Annotated in this window: 16 protein-coding genes and 1 pseudogene; 14 read left to right on the top strand and 3 right to left on the bottom strand. The window is 73.1% G+C overall.

Translation table 11 applies throughout. The features are described from left to right. Positions 1 to 1,212: pseudogene (locus tag ACLIYP_RS20705) on the top strand (TerD family protein); the annotation flags it as partial. Positions 1,213 to 1,410: 198 nt separating this feature from the next. After that, a complete protein-coding gene (locus ACLIYP_RS20710; RefSeq protein ID WP_412714624.1) occupies positions 1,411 to 2,397 on the top strand; it encodes a TerC family protein in 987 nt (328 codons plus the stop codon). A 62-nt stretch (positions 2,398 to 2,459) separates the two neighbouring features. Here ACLIYP_RS20710 and ACLIYP_RS20715 read toward each other — a convergent pair whose 3' ends face one another. The 3 genes from ACLIYP_RS20715 to uvrA form a co-directional block, all read right to left on the bottom strand. Continuing rightward, a complete protein-coding gene (locus ACLIYP_RS20715; RefSeq protein ID WP_412714635.1) occupies positions 2,460 to 5,759 on the bottom strand; it encodes a phosphodiester glycosidase family protein in 3,300 nt (1,099 codons plus the stop codon). A 452-nt stretch (positions 5,760 to 6,211) separates the two neighbouring features. Next, a complete protein-coding gene (locus ACLIYP_RS20720) occupies positions 6,212 to 6,643 on the bottom strand; it encodes a Rieske (2Fe-2S) protein (RefSeq protein WP_412714625.1) in 432 nt (143 codons plus the stop codon). 23 nt (positions 6,644 to 6,666) lie between these two features. After that, positions 6,667 to 9,513, bottom strand: coding sequence for an excinuclease ABC subunit UvrA (gene uvrA / locus ACLIYP_RS20725; protein WP_412714626.1), 2,847 nt, complete (start codon positions 9,511 to 9,513; stop codon positions 6,667 to 6,669). 188 nt (positions 9,514 to 9,701) lie between these two features. On the opposite strand from uvrA, the gene ACLIYP_RS20730 reads away from it, so the two are divergent. The 12 genes from ACLIYP_RS20730 (at position 9,702) to pgi (ending at position 22,560) form a co-directional block, all read left to right on the top strand. Beyond that, a complete protein-coding gene (locus tag ACLIYP_RS20730) occupies positions 9,702 to 10,436 on the top strand; it encodes a maleylpyruvate isomerase family mycothiol-dependent enzyme (protein WP_412714627.1) in 735 nt (244 codons plus the stop codon). Between the two features lie 49 nt (positions 10,437 to 10,485). Beyond that, positions 10,486 to 11,142: an MBL fold metallo-hydrolase gene (locus tag ACLIYP_RS20735; protein WP_412714628.1), complete on the top strand. Its 657-nt coding sequence runs from the start codon at positions 10,486 to 10,488 to the stop codon at positions 11,140 to 11,142. A gap of 82 nt (positions 11,143 to 11,224) precedes the next feature. Continuing rightward, entirely contained in the window at positions 11,225 to 13,276 is a 2,052-nt protein-coding gene (gene uvrC, locus ACLIYP_RS20740; RefSeq protein WP_412714629.1) for an excinuclease ABC subunit UvrC, read from the top strand. Between the two features lie 51 nt (positions 13,277 to 13,327). Beyond that, entirely contained in the window at positions 13,328 to 14,278 is a 951-nt protein-coding gene (rapZ, locus tag ACLIYP_RS20745; protein ID WP_412714630.1) for an RNase adapter RapZ, read from the top strand. Then, positions 14,275 to 15,294, top strand: coding sequence for a gluconeogenesis factor YvcK family protein (locus tag ACLIYP_RS20750; protein WP_412714631.1), 1,020 nt, complete (start codon positions 14,275 to 14,277; stop codon positions 15,292 to 15,294). Before rapZ ends, ACLIYP_RS20750 begins: the two co-directional genes overlap by 4 nt. Beyond that, positions 15,285 to 16,262, top strand: coding sequence for a DNA-binding protein WhiA (gene whiA / locus ACLIYP_RS20755; protein ID WP_093655366.1), 978 nt, complete (start codon positions 15,285 to 15,287; stop codon positions 16,260 to 16,262). Before ACLIYP_RS20750 ends, whiA begins: the two co-directional genes overlap by 10 nt. 265 nt (positions 16,263 to 16,527) lie before the next feature. Continuing rightward, complete coding sequence (gene gap / locus ACLIYP_RS20760) at positions 16,528 to 17,532, top strand: type I glyceraldehyde-3-phosphate dehydrogenase (protein ID WP_093655368.1); 1,005 nt, start codon at positions 16,528 to 16,530, stop codon at positions 17,530 to 17,532. Positions 17,533 to 17,677: 145 nt separating this feature from the next. Further along, entirely contained in the window at positions 17,678 to 18,880 is a 1,203-nt protein-coding gene (locus ACLIYP_RS20765) for a phosphoglycerate kinase (RefSeq protein WP_412714632.1), read from the top strand. Positions 18,881 to 19,027: 147 nt separating this feature from the next. Beyond that, positions 19,028 to 19,804, top strand: coding sequence for a triose-phosphate isomerase (gene tpiA / locus ACLIYP_RS20770; RefSeq protein ID WP_412714633.1), 777 nt, complete (start codon positions 19,028 to 19,030; stop codon positions 19,802 to 19,804). A gap of 151 nt (positions 19,805 to 19,955) precedes the next feature. Next, positions 19,956 to 20,192, top strand: coding sequence for a preprotein translocase subunit SecG (secG, locus tag ACLIYP_RS20775; RefSeq protein ID WP_093655373.1), 237 nt, complete (start codon positions 19,956 to 19,958; stop codon positions 20,190 to 20,192). Positions 20,193 to 20,416: 224 nt separating this feature from the next. Beyond that, positions 20,417 to 20,752, top strand: a complete 336-nt coding sequence (locus ACLIYP_RS20780; RefSeq protein WP_076971064.1) for an RNA polymerase-binding protein RbpA — start codon at positions 20,417 to 20,419, stop codon at positions 20,750 to 20,752. Between the two features lie 134 nt (positions 20,753 to 20,886). Next, positions 20,887 to 22,560 carry a glucose-6-phosphate isomerase gene (pgi, locus tag ACLIYP_RS20785; protein WP_412714634.1) on the top strand — a complete coding sequence of 558 codons (1,674 nt, stop codon included), beginning with the start codon at positions 20,887 to 20,889 and terminating at the stop codon, positions 22,558 to 22,560. Positions 22,561 to 22,684: the final 124 nt, after the last annotated feature.

Below are 22,684 nucleotides of genomic sequence, written 5' to 3' on the forward strand. Positions count from 1 at the left end.
GTGGACTACCGCCACCCCCGCCGAGCGGCCCGTACGGCGGCCGCGCCCTCTCCTCCGCCCCCGCCGCCCGCTCAGCCCGGTCAGCCCGTCGCGGGCGACGCCGCGGGCTGGAGCATGGAGGAGCGGCTCTACAACCAGGTCTGGGGCATGTTCGAGGATCTGGCCCGCACCACCGCCGCCTACCGCAGCGCGGTCGACTTCGCCGACTCCCGCCTGGAACAGGAGCTGGACAAGGCGCTGGCCGACCCGCGCTCGCGGATCGGCGCCGCCGCGGACACGGCCCGCGCCCGCGCCCGGGAGCGCCACGCCCAGCTCGCCGACCGGGCCCGGGCCGCCCTCGAGCGCGATCTCGCCCAGCTCACCGCCGAGTCCGAGGTCGTCGAGCCGGCCCTGCCGCCCGCCTTCGCCCGCTGGGACAGCCCCGTCTGGCACACGTACCAGGTGCCCATGGAGACACCGATGGCGGTGCGCCTGGGCGATCTCGGCCTTCCCGAGCACAGCGGCCTGCGCATCCCCATGCTGGTGCGGCTGCCGCTGGAGCGCGGGCTGTGGATCGACGCCGGGCGCACCCGTTCGGCTGCCTCCCTCACGGCCGACCCGCACGAGACGCGCCGCCTGGCGGGCGAGCTGGCCACCGCCGTCGCAGGCCGGCTGCTGGCCGTCCACCCGGTCGGCGACTTCACCGTGCACGCGCTCGACCCCACCGGCGCCGCCGCGCCCGCCCTGGCCCCGCTGTCGGAGTCCGGAGCGCTGCGCGAGCCGCCCGCCACGGGCCCGCAGGGGGTCGCCTCGGTGCTCGCCGGGCTGACCCGCCGTGTCGACCTGGTGCAGATGGCGGTGCGCACCGGCGCCACCGACGCGCTCCCGCCGGACGTGGACACCGCCGAGCAGCTGCTGATCGTCCACGACTTCCCGCACGGCTTCGACGACCGCGCCGTCACCGGGCTGCGCTACCTCGCGGACGAGGGGCCGTCCGTCGGGGTCCACCTGATGATGGTCGCCGACCGGGAGGAGGCGCGGGAGTACGGCCCGGTGCTCGATCCGCTGTGGCGGTCGCTGCTGAGGATCACCCCCGTGTCCGACGACCACCTCGCCGACCCCTGGGTCGGCCACGCGTGGACGTACGAGCCGCCCCTGGTGCCCGGGGGCAGCCGGATCCTGCCCAGGGTGCTGGGGCAGGTGGCCGAGGCCCGCCGGAGGTACGGCCGCTGACGGGGCGGGCTTCGAAGACCCCCGGCTTTGCCTTTCCTTGGCTCTGCTTTACTCTTCCTTGAGCGGAGGGGAGTACTCCCGTGTGCGGCGTTCCCGTCAGTACGGGCCGGGTGTGACCGGTCCCGGGGCGTCGGCCCGCGGACCCGTCGGGTCCCGGGCGGAGGAGACCTCCGGCAACCGGAGCCGGAGGATTCCCGTATGGATGTTTCCACGACCACCTGGGTGCTGACCATCGTCGGTCTGTGCGCCCTCATCGCCGTCGACTTCTTCATCGGCGGACGCAAGCCGCACGAGGTCTCCATCAAGGAGGCCGGTACCTGGACGATCGTCTGGGTCGTCCTGGCGATCCTGTTCGGCATCGGGCTGTACGCCGCCGGGGAGGGGCGGGCGGCGAGCGAGTTCGCCGCGGGCTACATCACCGAGAAGTCGCTCAGCGTCGACAACCTCTTCGTCTTCGTCCTGATCATGGCGAAGTTCGCGGTGCCCAGCATCTACCAGCAGCGCGTGCTGATGATCGGAGTGCTCATCGCACTGGTGATGCGCGCGATCTTCATCGCGGCCGGCGCCGCGCTGATCTCCGCCTTCTCCTGGATCTTCTTCATCTTCGGCGGCTTCCTCATCTGGACGGCCTGGAAGCTGGTGCGCGAGGCCCGCGCCGAGGCCGAGGGGCACGAGGACGAGGCGTACGAGGAGAACCGCCTGCTGAAGATGGTCGAGCGGCGCTTCCCCTCCACCTCCCAGTACCACGGCACCAAGCTGTTCGTGGTCGAGAACGGCAAGCGGCTGATGACGCCGATGCTGATCGTCATGCTGGCCATCGGCAGCACCGACCTGCTGTTCGCCCTGGACTCCATCCCGGCGATCTTCGGTCTGACCCAGGACCCGTACATCGTCTTCACCGCCAACGCCTTCGCCCTGATGGGCCTGCGCCAGCTCTACTTCCTCATCGGCGGACTGCTCAAGAGGCTGGTCCACCTGTCCTACGGGCTGTCGATCATCCTCGGATTCATCGGCGTCAAGCTGGTGCTGCACGCCCTCCACGAGCAGGGCGTGCACGTCCCGGAGATCTCCACCCCGGTGTCGCTGGCCGTCATCTGCGGTGTCCTGGTCGTCACGACGATCACCAGCCTGCGCGCTTCCCGGAAGCTGCTGCGCGAGGAGGAGCAGGCCGCGCCGCGCGACTGAGCAGGCCCTCCCGAAGCGGCGGTACGGCCGGGCCCCGCGCCCGGCCGTACCGCCGCCGCGCGTCACCGCACCACCGCGACCCGCTGCTCCCGCCGCTCACCGCTGACGGACACCGCCACGGTCACCGTTCCCGGCCGCAGCCCCGTCAGGGTCCCGGCCACCGGGTCGAGGTGGGCGACGCAGCCCGCCCGGGCCCGCGCCCGCTCCGCGTCCCCGGTGCACAGGCCCCGCGAGCCGGTCCAGTCCGCGCTCAGCGGCCAGCCCACCGGCACCGTACGCGCCGAGCTCCCGCCGCCCTGGACGACCGCCGCGAAGACCCTGCCCGGCGCGCCGCCCGCCGCCACGGAACCGGGCGCGGTCAGCGAGAGCCCGTCCACATGGGCGCGGGTCTGGACCGAGATCCAGTCCCGGCCGGAGCCCTTGTCGACCCCGACCAGCGACCAGCCGCTGAAGCCGCCCTCGCCCGCGGGCGCGGCCGGCGCCTTGCCCGCGTTGCCGTTGACCAGGTACGGCACGCCGTCCACCCGGGAGGCGTGGAAGACACCGGCGTGCGCCCCGATGAACGCCGCACCCTTGCCGGTGCGGCGGCGGAAGTCGCCGAGCCAGTCCTCCAGGAGGTCCGCCTCCAGCCGGTCGGTCAGCCGGCTGCCCTGCTGCGGGGTCGGATCGCGCGGCGGTACGTGCGCCAGCACCACGACCGAGCCGATCCCCTCGTCCCGCGCGGCGGCGTCCAGCCGCTCCCGCAGCATCCGGATCTGCTCCCAGCCGCCGCCGCGCAGGGTCAGCGAGGAGGTGTCGAGGGTGATGAAGCGCGTGCCCTCGTGGTCGAAGGAGCGGTGGGCGTCGCCGAACTCAGCGCGGAAGTTCCCGATGGAACCGCCCATCACCTCGTGGTTGCCCGGCACGTAGTACCAGGGCACCTCGTCGCCCAGCTCCTCGTCGAGCACCCGCCGGGCGAAGGCGAGGTCCCCGGGCGAGCCCTCGTCCACCCAGTCCCCGTTCACCACGGCGAAGTCGGGCCGGGCCGCCCTCACCTCCCGCAGGGTGCGCCGGGCCTTGCGCACCGCCTCGCCGTCCGGATCGCGGGCGACGAACTGGGCGTCGGAGACCACCGCGAACCGCCAGTCGCGCCCGGCCGTGCCGGCGGCCGTCGAGATCAGCGGGTCCCGGTGGGGGCCGGCGGCCGGCAGGGCGACGTCCGGCGGGGTCCGGGCGGTCAGCCCGTCCAGGACGACCTCGCCGCGGTACAGCTCGCCGGGCCGGGTCTCGGCCAGGTAGAACCGCCGGACCTCCAGCGGATGGGCGACGCCCTCGGGCACCTCGAAGGTGATCTGCCGCCAGCCGGTCCAGGTGACGTGCGGGCCGCGCAGTATCTGCGAGGTGCCGGCGGCGTCGGTGAGGTGGAGCGAGGGCCAGGCGCCGTGTCCGTCGCCCCTGAGCCACAGGGTGAAGCTCTGGGGCTGGCCGGGGACGGGGATCCGCAGCGGGGGGTTGGCGTAGGCCGCGCGGGTCGCGGTGGACTGCGTGAAGTCGTACTCCATCCGCAGCCCGGTGCCGTCGTGCCCGGCGGGATCGGCGGCCAGGGAACCGGAGGCGCGTGCGGCGCTGAAGGTCCACTGCCCGGCGTCGTCGAAGTGCGCCACCGTGCGGTCCGTCAGGCCCACGGTGACGGCCAGGACCGTCTTCTTCCCCGCGACGGTCGCCCTGACCAGCCCGGAGGCGGACTCGGTGCCGTCGGTGGCGGCGACGGTGAAGCCGCCGCGCGCCGGGTCGGGGTCGATGCGGAAGAGCGAGCGGTCGTAGTCGAGCGCCACGTCCGACGGCTCCACGGGGGCGCTGCGTCCCTCGGCGTCGAAGCCGGTGAATCCGAAGTGCGCCTCGACGCCGGGGCCGGGGAGCCCGACCCGCTCCCGGGACGGGGCGATCCGCTCCAGCGGGCCCAGCACCGTCAGGGTGGTGGAGCCGCGGGCGTGGCCGCGGCGCGCGACGACATCGGCCGTACCGGACGCGCGGGCGTGGAAGACGCCGTCGCCGTCCACCCGGCCGACCTCGGGGCGGGAACTGTGCCAGCGGGCGTCCGGGCGTGCCGGGCGTGCCGGGCGTGCCGGGCGTGCCGCCGGGCCGTCGGCCGGGCCGTCCGCCGGGCCGTACGTCTCGTCGTGCCCCGCCGCGGTGAGCGCGCGGGTCAGACCGGGGAAGACCCGCTCCGGATGGCCGCCGGGCACATTGTCCGCAGAGGGGGCCTCGGCCGGTTCCGCGACGGTCTCCACCCAGAAGCCCTCCAGGCTTCCGCTGCCGTCGGTGGCGGTGACGGCCAGACCGTTGGGGACCTCCCGCTCGGAGCCGTCGGAGGGGCTGTTCTCCACCTGCGGGGTGTCCGAGCCGGGCTCGCGGGCGACCAGCGTCGAGGAGCCGCCGCCGTCGAGGTTGAGCGCGTTGTGGGCGCCCAACTCGTCCATCATCAGCGCCAGTTCGGTGAGGGTGACGCCGCCGGACGCCGCCTGGCGGCCGTCCACGGTCAGCACGTGCATCGTGGAGCCGTCCCGGGAGAAGCCCACGGCGGTGCGGGGCGCGGCGGTGTTGTTGGGCCGTCCGTCCCAGTTCCGCGGTTCGCCGTCCTCGACCAGTACGCCGCGGCCGCCGACCGCGGTGCGAGGCGTCTCGCCCCCGTCGGTACGCAGCCCGTACTCCCAGCTCACCGCGTCCCCCGGAGCCAGCGCGGCCAGGGCCTTCGCACCCGCGTCCCGGCCGAGCAGCACGGTCGTGCCCTCGGGGACCGGTCCGTCTCCGGGGGAGTCGTCCACGCCGGTGACCCGGCCGGCGGCGACGGTGACCTCGGCGACCTGCGACGCGCCGTCCACGGCCAGGGCGCGGTCGGCCGGGCCCCACCGGGCGTCGTAGGCGCCGATGCCGTCGGCGGGGACGTTCGCGGCGTTGTACGCGGCCAGCGGCTCGGTCCCGCCGGGCAGGGTGAGGGTCCCCTCGAAGTACAGGCCGAGGATGCGGCCCGCGCCGTCCGCGCCGAAACCGGCCGCCTCATGGACGCCGGGGGCGGGGGAGTGGGTGATCTCGCCGTCGTCCAGGCCCGGACCGAGCGGGGCGCCGGTTTCGTTGATGTCGAAGAAGTCTGCGTTGAAGGCGGCGACGGTGCGGCGCCCGGGGCCGGGGTCGTGCGCCGTGGCCAGTTCGGAGACGGTGGCGCGGTCGGAGACGGTGCCCGCCGACAGGTAGTCGACCTGCGCGCCGCCGCCGAGATCGACGCTGAGGGCGTCGGCGCGCAGCCACTTGTCCGGCTCCAGCCGGTCGAACGAGGTCAGTGTGGTGCCGGGCGCCACGGGCCGTACGGTGCGGGACAGCTCCATGCCGGCGGTGGTGGTGCCGGCGGTGGTGGCGGTGCGTACGGGCGGGGAGGGCGAGGCGGGGGTTACGGGGACGGCGGCGACCGGTGGCGCCGATCCCAGCCCGAACGCGAGGAGGGCGGCGAGGCACACCGAGGCCCGTCCGGAGGATCTTCTGCTCTGCGACCTTCGTGACACGACATCACCCACAGACGCTGCGAGGGAGCGCGCTTTTTGCGCGTCCAGCGCCACAGGGTGGCAAGGCCGACCGGTCTACACCAGAGGGCGTGCGCGAACACCGCCGGAACAACACGCGTTCCCCGTGCGTCCGTTGGACCGAACGGACGCACGGGGAACGCGTGGAAGCGCAGCGGGGGCGGGCCGCCGGTAGCCGGGGCCGGCTGTGTTCAGTCGCCGGGGCCGGCTGTGTTCAGTCGCCGGGACCGTCTGTGTTCAGTCGCCGGGACCGTCTGTGTTCAGTCGCCGGGACCGGCGACGAGTCTGCCGTCCTCCACCCTGACCGGGACCGAGGGCAGCGGCGCGCCCGCCGGACCGGCCAGCACCTCGCCGCTGGTGGTGTCGAAGAGGCTGCCGTGACAGGTGCAGTCGGCCTCCAGTTCCTTCACCGAGGTCAGCACGCAGCCCGCGTGGGTGCACACCGCGCTGAACGCCCTGTACTCGCCCTCGGAGGGCTGCGAGACCACCAGTCTCTTCTCGCGGTACAGCCGGGCGCCGCCCACCGGTACGGCGTCGGCCGCGCCGAGGTCCACGGGTGCGGTCGGGACCGCCGGGGCCCGCCCGCCGCTCCCGCCGGAGCAGGCGGTCAGGCCGAGACCCGCGGCCCCGGTGAGGGCCACGCCGCACAGCACGGTACGGCGGCCGGGGGAGCCGGGAGAGCTGTCGCTCATGGTCGTGTTCTCCTCTCGGCCGCTCACGGCCTCAGCGGCAGGACGTCCTGGAGGAACTTGCCGGTGTGGCTCTCCGGCACCACCGCGACCTGCTCCGGGGTGCCCTGGGCGACGACCGCGCCGCCGCCGCTGCCGCCCTCCGGGCCCATGTCCACGACCCAGTCCGCCGTCTTGACCACATCGAGGTTGTGCTCGATGACGATCACCGTGTTGCCCTTGTCCACCAGCCCGGACAGCACCTCGATCAGTTTGCTGATGTCCTCGAAGTGCAGACCGGTGGTCGGCTCGTCCAGGACGTAGACCGTACGGCCGGTGGAGCGCTTCTGGAGCTCCGAGGCGAGCTTCACGCGCTGCGCCTCGCCGCCGGAGAGGGTGGTGGCGGGCTGGCCGAGCCGCACGTAGCCCAGACCGACGTCGTTGAGGGTGCGCAGGTGGCGGGCGATGGCGGGCACCGCCTCGAAGAACCCCAGCGCCTCCTCGATCGGCATGTCCAGCACCTCGGCGATGGACTTGCCCTTGTAGTGCACCTCCAGGGTCTCCCGGTTGTAGCGCGCGCCGTGGCAGACCTCGCACGGCACGTACACGTCCGGCAGGAAGTTCATCTCGATCTTGATCGTGCCGTCGCCGGAGCAGTTCTCGCAGCGGCCGCCCTTGACGTTGAAGGAGAAGCGCCCCGGCAGGTAGCCGCGGACCTTCGCCTCCGTCGTCTCCGCGAACAGCCGGCGCACATGGTCGAAGACGCCCGTGTACGTGGCCGGATTGGAGCGGGGGGTACGGCCGATGGGGGACTGGTCGACGTGCACGACCTTGTCCACGTTCTCGTCGCCCTCCACCCGCACATGCCGCCCCGGCACCGACTTCGCGCCGTTCAGCTCGCGGGCCAGGTGGGTGTAGAGGATGTCGTTGACCAGGGTGGACTTGCCCGAGCCGGAGACGCCCGTGACCGCGGTGAACACCCCCAGCGGGAACGACACGTCGATGTTGCGCAGGTTGTTCTCCTTGGCGCCGCGGACGGTCAGCACCCGCTTGCGGTCCACCGGGCGGCGCTTCTCCGGGGTCGGGATGGCCCTCCGCCCCGACAGGTACTGCCCGGTCACCGACTCCTCGTTGGCCAGCAGTTCCTTCAGCGGACCGCTGTGCACCACCTCGCCGCCGTGCTCGCCCGCGCCCGGACCGATGTCCACCACCCAGTCGGAGGTCTTGATGGTGTCCTCGTCGTGCTCGACGACGATCAGGGTGTTGCCCATGTCCCGCAGCCGCACCAGGGTCTCGATCAGCCGGTGGTTGTCGCGCTGGTGCAGGCCGATGGACGGCTCGTCCAGCACGTAGAGCACGCCCACCAGGCCGGAGCCGATCTGGGTCGCCAGCCGGATGCGCTGCGCCTCGCCGCCCGAGAGCGTCCCGGCGGCGCGGTTGAGGGAGAGGTAGTCCAGGCCGACGTCGACCAGGAACCGCAGCCGCTCGTTGACCTCCTTCAGAACCCGCTCGGCGATGGCCTTCTCGCGCTCGCTGAGCTCCATGGCGCTCAGGAAGTCGGCGCACTCGCTGATCGACATCGCGGAGATCTCCGCGATCGACTTCCCCTGCACCGTCACGGCCAGGACGATCGGCTTGAGCCGCGTGCCCTCGCAGGAGGGGCAGGGCACCTCGCGCATGTAGCCCTCGAAGCGCTCCCGGCTGGAGTCCGTCTCCGCCTCCGAGTGCCGCCGCCGCACGAAGGGGACCGCGCCCTCGAACGCCGTGGTGTACGACCGCTCCCGCCCGTAGCGGTTGCGGTAGCGGACCTCGATCTGCGTCCGGTGGCCGTTGAGCAGGGCCTTCCTCGCGCGCTGCGGCAGGCCGCTGAAGGGGATGTCGGTGCGGAACCCGAGCGCGTCGGCCAGGGCGCCGATCAGCCGCCCGAAGTACTCCTTGCTGTGGCCGTGCGACCAGGGGTGGATCGCGCCCTCGTCCAGCGACTTGTCCGGGTCGGGGACGACCAGCTCCGGGTCCACCTCCATGCGGGTGCCGATGCCGCTGCACTCCGGGCAGGCGCCGAAGGGGGAGTTGAAGGAGAACGAGCGCGGCTCCAGCTCCTCGAACGACAGGTCGTCGTAGGGGCAGTACAGGTGCTCGGAGTACATCCGCTCGCGCTGCGGGTCGTCCTCGTCCAGGTCGACGAAGTCGAGGATCACCATGCCGCCGGACAGGCCGAGCGCGGTCTCGACGGAGTCGGTCAGCCGCCGCTTGGCGCTCTCCTTGACCGTCAGGCGGTCGACGACCACCTCGATGGTGTGCTTCTCCTGCTTCTTCAGCTTCGGCGGGTCGGAGAGCTGGACCGTGGTGCCGTCCACCCGGGCGCGGCTGTAGCCCTTGGTCTGCAGCTCGGCGAAGAGGTCGGTGAACTCGCCCTTGCGCTGGCGCACCAGCGGGGAGAGGACCTGGAAGCGGCTGCCCTCCGTCAGCGAGAGCACCTTGTCCACGATCGCCTGCGGGGACTGCCGGGCGATCGGGCGCCCGCACTCGGGGCAGTGCGGCTTGCCGACCCGCGCGAACAGCAGCCGCAGGTAGTCGTAGACCTCCGTGATGGTGCCGACCGTCGAGCGGGGGTTGCGGGAGGTGGACTTCTGGTCGATGGAGACCGCCGGGGACAGTCCCTCGATGAAGTCCACGTCCGGCTTGTCCATCTGTCCCAGGAACTGCCGGGCGTAGGAGGACAGCGACTCCACGTAGCGACGCTGCCCCTCGGCGAAGATGGTGTCGAAGGCGAGCGAGGACTTGCCCGACCCCGACAGCCCGGTGAAGACGATGAGGGAGTCGCGGGGGAGGTCGAGCGAGACGTTCTTGAGATTGTGCTCGCGAGCCCCACGGACGATGAGACGGTCGGCCACGCCGATTGGCACCTTTCGTGTGGGATGTAGGGGCCGGACGCCTGCCCGGAGCCCCTGCCCAAGGGTATGGGGTAGCGCCGCCGTGGTGTCGTGCCCGGGGCGCATCGCGAGCTTATAGCACGTGCATTCGATTTACGGGTCTTCCTCTCCTCCTTCACCCGAAGGAGTGGTCGGGATAGCTTTGGATCATGACTGTGCCTGCCGCCGGCCCCGCCGGCCCCGCCGCCGATCCGGTCGCCGACACCGCCGCCCTGCGGGAGTCCACCGACCGCCTCCTGACCGCCCTGCGGAAGCTGGACGACGCCGCCCTGGCCGCCCCCTCGAAGCTGCCGGGCTGGACCCGCGGCCATGTCCTCGCCCACCTCGCCCGCAACGCCGACGCCCTGGTCAACGTGCTGGCCGGCCGCCCCATGTACCTCAGCGCCGAGGCCCGCGAGGCCGACATCGAGCGCGACGCCCCCCGCCCCCTGGCGGTCCAGCTGGAGGACCTGCGCACCAGCGCCGCCCGCCTGGACGAGGCGATGGCCGGGCTCACCGGCGAGCAGTGGGGCGCCACCGTCGAACTGCGCAACGGCGTCACCGACCTCGCCTCCTCCCTCCCCTTCCGCCGCCGGATCGAGGTCGAGCTGCACCACGTCGACCTCGGCATCGGCTACGGCCTGGGGGACATGCCCGCCTCCTTCACCGACCGCGAGCTGGAGAACATGGCCAGGCGGTTCGCGGGGCACCCCGGGGTGGAACCCGTGGAGATGAGGGTGGAGGACGGCCGGGTCCTGCGCACGGGCCGGGAGGCCGGGCGGGGGGAGGAGGCGGTGACCGTCGCCGGCCCGCCCACCGCGCTCGTCGGCTGGCTCACGGGCCGCACCGACGGCACCGGGCTCACCGCTTCCGCAGCGGTCCTGCCCGCGCTGCCGCCCCTCTGACACACTGATCGCCGCCCGCGCCCCCCTCCCGGAAGGAGTCGCAGAACCCATGCCGTACACAGGAAAAGTCGCGGTAGGCGGTCCGCCGGACGTCCACGAGCTGACCGACCTGGTGATCTCCAAGGTCGCGGTCGGCCCCATGGAGAACAACGCCTACCTGCTGCGCTGCCGCGCCACCGGCGAACAGCTCATGATCGACGCGGCCAACGAGCCCGACACCCTGCTGAGCCTCATCGGCGAGGACGGCATCGGCGCGGTCGTCACCACCCACCGGCACGGCGACCACTGGCAGGCGCTCGACACCGTCGTCCAGGCCACCGACGCGCGCACCTACGCCGGGCGCTACGACGCCGAGGGCATCCCGGTGCCCACCGACGTGCCCCTGGAGGACGGCGACGCCGTGACCGTCGGCCGCATCACGCTCACCGCCCGCCACCTGAGGGGTCACACCCCCGGCTCCATCGCCCTGGTCTACGACGACCCCCACGGCCATCCGCACCTGTTCACCGGCGACTGCCTCTTCCCCGGCGGCGTCGGCAACACCCACGGCGACGCCGAGGCGTTCACCGCCCTGCTGGACGACGTGGAGGCCAAGCTCTTCGGCGAGCTCCCCGACGAGACCTGGGTCTACCCCGGCCACGGCGCCGACACCACCCTGGGCGCCGAGCGCCCGCACCTGGCGGAGTGGCGCGAGCGCGGCTGGTGACGGGCCCCGCGCGGCGTGCGGCGGCGGGGCGCGCCGCCGCCGGCGGCCCTGCGTGTCGTGCGCCGCCAGTAAGGTGGGCGCCATGGCAGACCCCTCCAGCTACCGCCCCAGGCCTGGAGAGATCCCCGACTCCCCGGGGGTCTACAAGTTCCGCGACGAACACGGCCGGGTGATCTACGTCGGGAAGGCGAAGAGCCTGCGCCAGCGCCTGGCCAACTACTTCCAGGACCTGGCGGGCCTCCATCCGCGCACCCGCACCATGGTCACCACGGCCGCCTCCGTGGAGTGGACGGTGGTCTCCACCGAGGTCGAGGCGCTCCAGCTGGAGTACTCCTGGATCAAGGAGTTCGACCCGCGCTTCAACGTCAAGTACCGCGACGACAAGAGCTACCCCTCCCTCGCGGTGACGATGAACGAGGAGTTCCCGCGCGTGCAGGTGATGCGCGGGCCCAGGAAGAAGGGCGTGCGCTACTTCGGGCCGTACGCGCACGCCTGGGCGATCCGCGAGACCGTCGACCTGATGCTGCGCGTCTTCCCGGTGCGCACCTGCTCGGCCGGGGTCTTCAGGCGCTCCGCCCAGATCGGCCGCCCCTGCCTGCTCGGCTACATCGGCAAGTGCTCGGCGCCCTGCGTCGGCCGGGTCGACGCCGAGGAGCACCGGCGGCTGGCCGAGGAGTTCTGCGACTTCATGGCCGGGCGCACGGGCGCCCACCTGCGCCGCCTGGAGCAGGAGATGCACCGGGCCGCCGAGGAGATGGAGTACGAGAGGGCCGCACGGCTGCGCGACGACATGGAGGCGCTGAGGCGGGCGATGGAGAAGAACGCCGTCGTCCTGACCGACGCCACCGACGCCGACCTGGTCGCGGTCGCCGAGGACGAACTGGAGGCGGCCGTCCAGATCTTCCACGTCCGCGGCGGCCGGGTGCGCGGCCAGCGCGGCTGGGTCACCGACAAGGTGGAGGAGGTCACCGCCGCCGGCCTGGTCGAGCACGCCCTCCAGCAGCTCTACGGCGAGGAGAGCGGCGACGCCGTCCCCAGGGAGGTCCTGGTCCCCGCCCTGCCCGACCCGGTGGAGCCGCTCACGGAGTGGCTGGCGGGCCGGCGCGGCGCGGCCGTGGACCTGCGCGTGCCGCGGCGCGGCGACAAGCGCGCCCTGATGGAGACGGTGCGGCGCAACGCCCAGCAGGCCCTGGCCCTGCACAAGACCAAGCGCGCCTCCGACCTGACCACCCGCTCCCGCGCGCTGGAGGAGATCGCCGAGGCCCTCGGGCTGGACTCGGCCCCGCTGCGCATCGAGTGCTTCGACGTCTCCCACCTCCAGGGCGAGGACGTGGTGGCCTCGATGGTGGTCTTCGAGGACGGTCTGGCACGCAAGAGCGAGTACCGCCGCTTCCAGATCAGGGGCTTCGCCGGCCAGGACGACGTCCGCTCCATGCACGAGGTGGTGTCCCGCCGCTTCCGCCGCTACCTCCAGGAGAGGCAGCGCACCGGCGAGTGGGCCACCGGGGAGGCCCCCGGGGACGAGGGACCCGGAACGGAGGGCCCCGGGGCCGGAGGGCTCGGGGACGGGCCGGACGGACCGGACGGGCCGGCCCCGGCCGAGGAGCGGGGCGGGAACCGGCCGCCGAAGTTCGCCTACCCGCCGCAGCTGGTCGTGGTCGACGGCGGGCAGCCGCAGGTCGCCGCCGCGCGGCGGGCCCTGGACGAGCTGGGGATCGACGACGTGGCCGTGTGCGGGCTGGCCAAGCGCCTGGAGGAGGTGTGGCTGCCGGGCGAGGACGACCCGGTGGTCCTGCCCCGGACCAGCGAGGGCCTGTACATGCTCCAGCGGGTCCGCGACGAGGCGCACCGCTTCGCCATCCGCTACCAGCGCGGCAAGCGGTCGCGGGCGATGAAGGCGAGCCCGCTGGACGCCGTCCACGGCCTCGGGGAGGCACGCAAGCAGGCCCTGGTCAAGCACTTCGGCTCGGTCAAGCGGCTGCGCGCCGCCACCGTCGAGCAGATCTGCGAGGTCCCGGGCGTCGGACGCAAGACCGCCGAGGCCGTCGCCGCGGCCCTGGCACAGGCGGCCCCGGCCGCTCCGGCGGTGAACACCGCCACGGGTGAGATCCTGGAAGACCGGGAAGACCGGTAGGGCACCGGTGATCGACAGGCGGAACGCCACAGGTGGGCGGGGGAGAGCGCGATGAACGAGCACACGGGAGACGGAGCGCAGGTGGGCACGGGTACGGGCGCGGTGGCGGACACCGCGGGGAACGGAGGCGACGGCGTCGCCGCCATCCCCGAACTGGTGATCATCTCCGGCATGTCCGGCGCCGGACGGAGCACCGCCGCCAAGTGCCTGGAGGACTTGGGCTGGTTCGTGGTGGACAACCTGCCGCCCGCCCTGATCCCGACCATGGTCGACCTCGGCGCCCGCTCGCAGGGCAACGTGGCGAAGATCGCCGTCGTCGTCGACGTCCGCGGCCGCCGCTTCTTCGACAACCTGCGCGAGTCCCTCGCCGACCTCGACGCCAAGAACGTCACCCGCCGGATCGTCTTCCTCGAGGCGTCCGACGACGCCCTGGTGCGCCGCTTCGAATCGGTGCGCCGCCCCCACCCGCTCCAGGGCGACGGGCGCATCGTGGACGGCATCGCCGCCGAGCGCGACCTGCTGCGCGAGCTGCGCGGCGACGCCGACCTGGTCATCGACACCTCCGCCCTCAACGTCCACGAGCTGCGGGCCAAGCTCGACGCCCAGTTCGCCGGCGAGGAGGAGCCCGAACTGCGGGCGACGGTGATGTCCTTCGGCTACAAGTACGGCCTCCCCGTCGACGCCGACCTCGTCGTCGACTGCCGCTTCCTGCCCAACCCGCACTGGGTGCCGGGGCTGCGGCCGTACACCGGCCTCAACGAGGAGGTCGCCCAGTACGTCTTCAACCAGCCCGGCGCCAAGGAGTTCCTGGACCGCTACGCCGAACTGCTCCAGCTCATCGCCGCCGGCTACCGCCGCGAGGGCAAGCGCTACGTGACCGTCGCGGTCGGCTGCACCGGCGGCAAGCACCGCAGCGTGGCCATGTCCGAGAAGCTGGCCGCCCGGCTGGCCGCGGAGGGCGTCGAGACCGTCGTCGTGCACCGGGACATGGGACGCGAGTGACCGTCCGCACCCGCAGACTGCGGCGCCTGGGCACCACCCGCAGGGCCCGCGGCGGGACCCCGAAGGTGGTGGCCCTCGGCGGCGGCATGGGCCTGTCCGCCTCGCTGGCCGCGCTGCGCCGGATCACCCGCGACCTGACCGCCGTGGTCACCGTCGCCGACGACGGGGGCTCCAGCGGGCGGCTCCGCGACGAACTGGGCGTCCTGCCCCCCGGCGACCTGCGCAAGGCCCTGGCCGCGCTGTGCGGCGACGACGAGTGGGGCCAGACCTGGGCCCGGGTCATCCAGCACCGCTTCGTCAGCAGGGGGGACCTGCACGGGCACGCGGTGGGCAACCTGCTGATCGTCGCCCTGTGGGAGCAGCTCGGCGACCACGTCCAGGCGCTGGACCTGGTGGGCAGGCTGCTGGGCGCGCACGGCCGGGTGCTGCCGATGTCCGCCGTCCCGCTGGAGCTGCGGGCCCTGGTGCGGGGCCACGACCCGGCCCGCCCGCGGGAGGTCACCACCGTCCGGGGCCAGGCCACCGTCGCCCTCACCCCCGGCGAGGTGCAGCAGGTGCACCTCGTCCCGCACGACCCGCCCGCCGTCCCCGAGGCCGTCGAGGCGGTCCTCGACGCGGACTGGGTGGTGCTCGGCCCCGGCTCGTGGTTCTCCTCGGTCATCCCCCACCTGCTGGTCCCCGAACTCCTCCAGGCGCTCACCGAGACCAGGGCGCGCCGTGTCCTCTCGCTCAACCTCGCGCCGCAGCCGGGAGAGACCGACGGCTTCTCCCCGCAGCGTCATTTGGAGGTTTTGGCCCGACACGCCCCTAAACTCGCCTTCGACGTGGTGCTGGCCGACCGGGCCGCCGTGCCCGACGAGGAGGGCCTCCGCGACGCCGCCCGGCGCCTCGGCGGCACGGTCGAGCTGGCACCGGTGGCCGCCCCGGGAGGAGCCCCCCGGCACGACCCGGAGCTGCTGGCCGCCGCGTACGACCGGATTTTTCGAATGCATGGAAGGATCGGCCCATGGCGATGACGGCAGCGGTGAAGGACGAGATCTCCCGGCTACCCGTCACCCGGACCTGCTGCCGGAAGTCGGAGGTCTCCTCCATCCTGCGGTTCGCCGGCGGACTGCACCTGGTGAGCGGCCGCATCGTGATCGAGGCCGAGCTGGACACCGGCATCGCCGCCCGCAGACTCCGCAAGGACATCCTGGAGATCTTCGGGCACGCGTCCGACCTGGTGGTCATGGCCCCCGGCGGGCTGCGCCGCGGCAGCCGCTACGTCGTACGGGTGGTGGCGGGCGGTGATCAGCTCGCCCGGCAGACGGGGCTGGTCGACGGCCGCGGCCGCCCGGTGCGCGGCCTGCCGCCGCAGGTCGTCTCCGGGGCCACCTGCGACGCCGAGGCCGCCTGGCGCGGCGCCTTCCTGGCGCACGGCTCGCTCACCGAGCCCGGGCGCTCCTCCTCCCTGGAGGTCACCTGCCCCGGTCCCGAGGCCGCCCTCGCCCTCGTCGGCGCCGCCCGCCGCCTGCAGATCGCGGCCAAGGCGCGCGAGGTGCGCGGTGTGGACCGGGTCGTCGTCCGCGACGGCGACGCCATCGGCGCGCTGCTGACCCGGCTGGGCGCCCACGAGTCCGTACTGGCGTGGGAGGAGCGGCGGATGCGCCGCGAGGTGCGGGCCACCGCCAACCGCCTGGCCAACTTCGACGACGCCAACCTGCGCCGCTCGGCCCGGGCCGCCGTCGCCGCCGGGGCCCGGGTGCAGCGCGCGCTGGAGATCCTGGGCGACGAGGTGCCCGAGCACCTGGCCGCGGCCGGCCGGCTGCGCATGGAGCACAAGCAGGCGTCCCTGGAGGAGCTGGGGGCGCTGGCCGACCCGCCGCTGACCAAGGACGCCGTCGCCGGGCGCATCCGGCGGCTGCTGGCCATGGCCGACAAGCGCGCCGCCGACCTGGGGATCCCGGGCACCGAGTCGAACCTGACGGAGGAGATGGTCGGCTGACCGGGCCTCGCGGGCCCCGGCCGCCCCTCCGGCCCACCCCCGCGCGCCGCGCTCGCCGCGGGGCCGCGGCCGCCGCCCGGGGCAGCCGGGATGTCTGCCCGGCGCCCTCGCGGGTACGTCCTGCCACCGGTGCGCCACACCGCACACGGCGGGTGGCCGATGTCACTTGCGAGCACCCGGCGCGGTAGGGTCGGAGATGGTCGGGGACATCCCAAACAGCTTTCGCCGGTGTCCGCACCGGCGTACCTAGCGAGGAGATCGGTTCGTGACGATCCGCGTAGGCATCAACGGCTTCGGCCGCATCGGACGGAACTACTTCCGCGCCCTCCTGGAGCAGGGCGCGGACGTCGAGATCGTCGGTGTCAACGACCTGACCGACAACGCCACCCTTGTCCACCTGCTGAAGTACGACAGCATCCTGGGCCGCCTGAAGCAGGAGGTCAGCCACACCGCCGACACCATCACGGTGGGCGGGCAGACCTTCAGGACGATGGCCGAGCGCGACCCGGCCGCCCTTCCGTGGGGCGAGCTCGGCGCCGACATCGTCATCGAGTCCACCGGCATCTTCACCAAGCGCGAGGACGCCGCCAAGCACCTGGCGGCGGGCGCGAAGAAGGTCCTCATCTCGGCCCCGGCCAAGAACGAGGACATCACCGTCGTCATGGGCGTCAACCACGAGTCCTACGACGCCGAGAAGCACCACGTCGTCTCCAACGCCTCCTGCACCACCAACTGCGTGGCGCCGATGGCCATGGTGATGGACGAGAACTTCGGCATCGTCAAGGGCATGATGACGACCGTCCACGCGTACACCAACGACCAGCGCATCCTGGACTTCCCGCACAAGGACCTGCGCCGTGCCCGCGCGGCGGCCGAGAACATCATCCCGACCTCGACCGGCGCCGCCAAGGCCACCGCGCTCGTCCTGCCCCAGCTCAAGGGCAAGCTGGACGGCATCGCCATGCGCGTCCCGGTCCCGACCGGCTCGGTCACCGACCTCGTGCTGGAGCTCGACCGCGAGGTCGGCAAGGACGAGGTCAACGCCGCCTTCCAGAAGGCCGCCGAGGGCCGGCTGAAGGGCGTCCTGGAGTACACCGAGGACCCGATCGTCTCCTCGGACATCGTCAACTGGCCGGCCTCCTGCACCTTCGACTCCTCCCTGACCATGGTCCAGGGCAAGCAGGTCAAGGTCGTCGGCTGGTACGACAACGAGTGGGGCTACTCCAACCGCCTCGTGGACCTGACGGTCTACGTCGGCGAGCGGCTCTGACACGCTGCCGGACAGCAGCGCCGAGACGTGACGCGGCGGGGTTCGCGGGGCGCGATGACGCGCCCCGCGGGCCCCGCCTCGCGATGACCGGCCGCACGGCCGGCGACCGTGCACACCACCGAGCAGACCACCACGGAGCCACACCATGAAGACGATCGACGACCTCGGCGTCGCGGGCAGGCGGGTCTTCGTCCGCGCAGATCTGAACGTGCCGCTCGAGGGCGGGACCATCACCGACGACGGCCGCATCCGCGCCGCCGTCCCGACGATCGGCAGGCTGGCCGAGGCCGGCGCCAGGGTGATCGTCGCCTCCCACCTGGGCCGCCCCAAGGGCGCCCCGGACCCGCAGTTCTCCCTCGCCCCCGTGGCCGGGCGGCTGGGCGAACTGCTGGGCAGGGACGTCGCGTTCGCCACCGACACCGTCGGCGAGTCGGCGAAGTCCACCGTCGGAGCCCTCGCCGACGGGCAGGTCGCGGTTCTGGAGAACCTGCGCTTCAACGCCGGCGAGACCAGCAAGGACGACGCCGAGCGCGGCGCCTTCGCCGACAGCCTGGCGGCCCTCGCCGACGTCTACGTCGGCGACGGCTTCGGCGCGGTGCACCGCCGCCACGCCTCCGTCTACGACCTCCCGGCGCGGCTGCCGCACGCCGCCGGCGGTCTGATCGCCACCGAGGTCGGCGTCCTGCGCAAGCTCACCGAGGACGTCGAGCGCCCCTACGCCGTGGTCCTGGGCGGCGCGAAGGTCTCCGACAAGCTCGGCGTCATCGACCACCTGCTGGAGCGCGCCGACCGCATCCTCGTCGGCGGCGGCATGGCGTACACCTTCCTGAAGGCCCAGGGGCACGAGATCGGCGCCTCGCTGCTCCAGGAGGACCAGATCCCGGCCGTCCAGGGCTACCTCAAGCGCGCCGAGGAGCGCGGCGTGGAGTTCGTCCTCCCCGTCGACGTGGTGGCCGCCGCCGGCTTCCCGGACCTGAGGACCAAGGCGCCCTCCGAGCCCGTCACCGTGGCCGCGGACGCCATCCCGGCCGGCCTGATGGGGCTGGACATCGGCCCCCGCAGCCAGGAGCTGTACGCCGCCAAGCTCGCGGACGCGGCCACCGTCTTCTGGAACGGCCCGATGGGCGTCTTCGAGCACCCGGACTACGCCGACGGCACCCGGGCCGTGGCCCGGGCGCTGATCGACAGCCCGGCCTTCACCGTGGTCGGCGGCGGGGACTCGGCCGCCGCCGTCCGCATCCTGGGCTTCGACGAGGAGGCCTTCGGCCACATCTCCACCGGGGGCGGCGCCAGCCTGGAGTACCTCGAGGGCAAGACGCTCCCCGGCCTGGCCGCGCTGGAGGACTGATCCGGTGCGCCGGTCCGCCCGGCGCACCGGGGGAGCACACGCGGCCGCCGGGCCGCAGGTGATCACGATGCCCGCGCCTCCGCGCCGCGCGGGCGACAGCGACACGAGCCGCCGCCGCGGCGCAGTGAACCGAAAGGCAGCCCACCGATGGCAAACCGCACCCCGCTGATGGCGGGCAACTGGAAGATGAACCTCAACCACCTGGAGGCCATCGCCCACGTCCAGAAGCTCGCCTTCGCCCTGAACGACAAGGACTACGAGGCCGTCGAGGTCGCCGTCCTGCCGCCCTTCACCGACCTGCGCTCGGTGCAGACCCTGGTCGACGGCGACAAACTGAAGATCCGCTACGGCGCCCAGGACCTGTCGGCGCACGTCTCCGGCGCGTACACCGGTGAGATCTCCGGAGCGATGCTGGCCAAGCTCAACTGCACCTACGTGGCCATCGGCCACTCCGAGCGGCGCCAGTACCACGGCGAGACCGACGAGCTGTGCAACGCCAAGGTCAAGGCGGCCTACCTGCACGACCTGACCCCGATCCTGTGCGTCGGCGAGGGCCTGGAGGTCCGCAAGGCCGGCGACCAGGTCGCCCACACCCTCGCCCAGGTGGACGGCGCGCTCAAGGACATCCCCGCCGAGCAGGCCGCCCGCATCGTGATCGCCTACGAGCCGGTGTGGGCCATCGGCACCGGCGAGGTCGCCACCCCCGAGGACGCCCAGGAGGTGTGCGGCGCGATCCGCGGCCGCCTGGCCGAGCTGTACGACCGCGAGCTGGCCGACGCGGTCCGTATCCAGTACGGCGGCTCGGTGAAGTCCGGGAACGTCGCCGCGATCATGGCGCAGCCGGACGTGGACGGCGCCCTGGTGGGCGGGGCCGCGCTGGACGTGGACGAGTTCGTGAAGATCGTCCGGTTCCGCGACCAGTAGGGCCCCCGGCGACCGCCGCCGACGAGTGACGGCGGGCCGCCCACGTCGTACCCTGTCGGGGCCGGGAGCGAGCACGCGCAGCGCCTCCCGGCCCCGTACCCTTGCTAGTCCCGACAGTTCCCGTCATCCGTCCGAGAGAGTTGGTCCAGCCGTGATCCTGGGGTTCTCCATCGCCCTCATCGTCTTCAGCCTGCTGCTGATGCTGCTCGTGCTGATGCACAAGGGGAAGGGCGGCGGCCTCTCCGACATGTTCGGCGGCGGCATGCAGTCCTCCGTCGGCGGCTCCTCGGTCGCCGAGCGCAACCTCGACCGCATCACGGTCGTGGTGGGTCTGATCTGGTTCGCCATCATCGTGGCGCTCGGCATCCTGATGAAGCTCGACGGCTGACACCCGCCGACGCCTGCCACGCGACGCCTGCCACGCGACGGCGGCCGCCGCGCTCTGACGCCCTGTCGCGTTCCCGGCCTATCATGAGGCTCGCGCCCACGGGACCCGAAGGGGGCCGCAACTCGGGTCTGTGGACGCGCGTTGGGCCCTACGTACACTGGGGCACCCGCAGCGGAGCGGCCTGTCGATGCTCCGCGGCACCGTGAAGGCAGGGAGTTACGACCGTGGCAAGTGGCAACGCGATCCGGGGAAGCCGGGTCGGAGCGGGGCCGATGGGGGAGGCCGAGCGAGGCGAGTCCGCGCCGCGCCTGCGCATCTCCTTCTGGTGCTCCAACGGGCACGAGACCCAACCCAGCTTCGCCAGCGACGCGCAGATCCCGGACACCTGGGACTGCCCGCGCTGTGGCTTCCCGGCCGGCAAGGACCGGGACAACCCGCCGGACCCGCCGCGCACCGAGCCGTACAAGACCCACCTCGCGTACGTGCGCGAGCGGCGCAGCGACGCCGACGGCGAGGCGATCCTCGCCGAGGCGCTGGCCAAGCTCCGCGGGGAGATCTGAACACCGGTCGACCCGCCGGACAACGGCGCACGACGGCCCGGCCGTACGCCCCGACGGGGCGCGCGGCCGGGCCGTCGTTCCATTAGGTTGGGACGCGGCGGGGTCCGTACGACAGGAATGGACTGATTTCCCAGATGAACGCTGAAGGCCGCGGCAGGCTCGACCGGATGCCGCAGTGGCAGGCGCTGGCCAGGCACCGCGAGGAGCTGGGGGAGGTGCACCTGCGCGAGCTGTTCGCAGCCGATCCGCGGCGCGGCGAGCGCTACGGCGTGCGGGTCGGCGACCTGTACCTGGACTACTCCAGGAACCTCGTCACGGACGAGACCCTGCGGCTGCTGCGCGAGCTGGCCGAGGCGGCCGGGGTGGCGCGGCTGCGGGAGGCGATGTTCCGCGGTGAGCGGATCAACACCACCGAGGACCGGGCCGTCCTCCACACCGCCCTGCGCGCCCCGCGCGACGCGGTGGTCGAGGTGGACGCCGGGGACGGGGAGGGCGGGGAGAACGTCGTCCCCGCCGTGCACGCCGTGCTCGACCGGATGTCCGCCTTCGCCGAGGCGGTGCGGGCCGGGAAGTGGGCCGGGCACACCGGGCTTCCCATCAGGAGCGTCGTCAACATCGGCATCGGCGGCTCCGACCTGGGGCCGGCGATGGCCTACGAGGCGCTGCGCGCCTACACCGACCGGGAGCTGGACGTCCGCTTCGTCTCCAACGTGGACGGCGCGGACCTGCACGAGGCCCTGCAGGGACTGGACCCGGCCCGGACGCTGTTCGTCGTCGCCTCCAAGACCTTCACCACGATCGAGACCATCACCAACGCCACCTCCGCCAGGGACTGGCTGCTGGCCGGTCTGGGCGCGGGGAGGGAGGCGGTGGCCAAGCACTTCGTGGCGCTGTCGACGAACGCCGAGGCGGTCGCGGAGTTCGGCATCGACACCACGAACATGTTCGAGTTCTGGGACTGGGTCGGCGGGCGCTACTCGTACGACTCGGCCATCGGCCTCTCGCTCATGATCGCCATCGGCCCGGACCGCTTCCGCGAGATGCTCGACGGCTTCCGCACCGTCGACGAGCACTTCCGCACCGCGCCCCCCGAGGAGAACGCCCCGCTGCTGCTGGGCCTGCTGGGCGTCTGGTACGGCGGCTTCTTCGGCGCGCAGTCGCACGCGGTGCTGCCCTACAGCCACTACCTGTCGAAGTTCACCGCCTACCTCCAGCAGCTCGACATGGAGTCCAACGGCAAGTCCGTGGACCGGCAGGGCGAGCCGGTGAGCTGGCAGACCGGCCCGGTGGTGTGGGGCACGCCCGGCACCAACGGCCAGCACGCCTACTTCCAGCTCCTGCACCAGGGCACCAGGCTGATCCCGGCCGACCTGATCGGCTTCGCCCGGCCCGTGGCCGGCCTGGAGCCCGCCCTGGCGGCCCAGCACGACCTGCTGATGGCCAACCTCTTCGCCCAGGGCCAGGCGCTCGCCTTCGGCAAGACGGAGGAGGAGGTCCGCGCCGAGGGGGTCGCCGAGGAGCAGGTCCCGCACCGCACGTTCCGCGGCAACCGCCCGACGACGACGATCCTGGCCTCCGAGCTGACCCCGTCGGTGCTGGGGCAGCTGGTCGCCCTCTACGAGCACAAGGTGTTCGTCCAGGGCGCGGTGTGGGACATCGACTCCTTCGACCAGTGGGGCGTGGAGCTCGGCAAGGTGCTCGCCAAGCGCATCGAGCCCGCGCTGACCGAGGGCGCCGAGGTGGAGGGGCTGGACACCTCCACGGCGGCCCTGGTGGCCCGCTACCGCTCGCTGCGCGGCCGGGACTGACAGCCGGACCGGGGCCCGGGCCTCGACGGCCCCCACGCCCCGCGGGGGCGCCCGTACGCCGTGCGGGCGCCCCCGCGGGGCCCGGCGCGCCTTCCCACCACGGCGGCGGCCCCGCTCCCTTCCG

Source organism: Streptomyces nanhaiensis, from assembly GCF_046614825.1.
Taxonomy (GTDB): domain Bacteria; phylum Actinomycetota; class Actinomycetes; order Streptomycetales; family Streptomycetaceae; genus Streptomyces; species Streptomyces radiopugnans.

Excerpts from the sequence above, each read along its gene's own strand:
- ACLIYP_RS20710 (WP_412714624.1), top strand. The coding sequence starts at position 1,411 with ATGGATGTTTCCACGACCACCTGGGTGCTGACCATCGTCGGTCTGTGC.
- ACLIYP_RS20715 (WP_412714635.1), bottom strand. The coding sequence starts at position 5,759 with ATGGAGCTGTCCCGCACCGTACGGCCCGTGGCGCCCGGCACCACACTG.
- ACLIYP_RS20720 (WP_412714625.1), bottom strand. The coding sequence starts at position 6,643 with ATGAGCGACAGCTCTCCCGGCTCCCCCGGCCGCCGTACCGTGCTGTGC.
- ACLIYP_RS20730 (WP_412714627.1), top strand. The coding sequence starts at position 9,702 with ATGACTGTGCCTGCCGCCGGCCCCGCCGGCCCCGCCGCCGATCCGGTC.
- ACLIYP_RS20735 (WP_412714628.1), top strand. The coding sequence starts at position 10,486 with ATGCCGTACACAGGAAAAGTCGCGGTAGGCGGTCCGCCGGACGTCCAC.
- uvrC (WP_412714629.1), top strand. The coding sequence starts at position 11,225 with ATGGCAGACCCCTCCAGCTACCGCCCCAGGCCTGGAGAGATCCCCGAC.
- rapZ (WP_412714630.1), top strand. The coding sequence starts at position 13,328 with ATGAACGAGCACACGGGAGACGGAGCGCAGGTGGGCACGGGTACGGGC.
- whiA (WP_093655366.1), top strand. The coding sequence starts at position 15,285 with ATGGCGATGACGGCAGCGGTGAAGGACGAGATCTCCCGGCTACCCGTC.
- ACLIYP_RS20765 (WP_412714632.1), top strand. The coding sequence starts at position 17,678 with ATGAAGACGATCGACGACCTCGGCGTCGCGGGCAGGCGGGTCTTCGTC.
- tpiA (WP_412714633.1), top strand. The coding sequence starts at position 19,028 with ATGGCAAACCGCACCCCGCTGATGGCGGGCAACTGGAAGATGAACCTC.
- pgi (WP_412714634.1), top strand. The coding sequence starts at position 20,887 with ATGAACGCTGAAGGCCGCGGCAGGCTCGACCGGATGCCGCAGTGGCAG.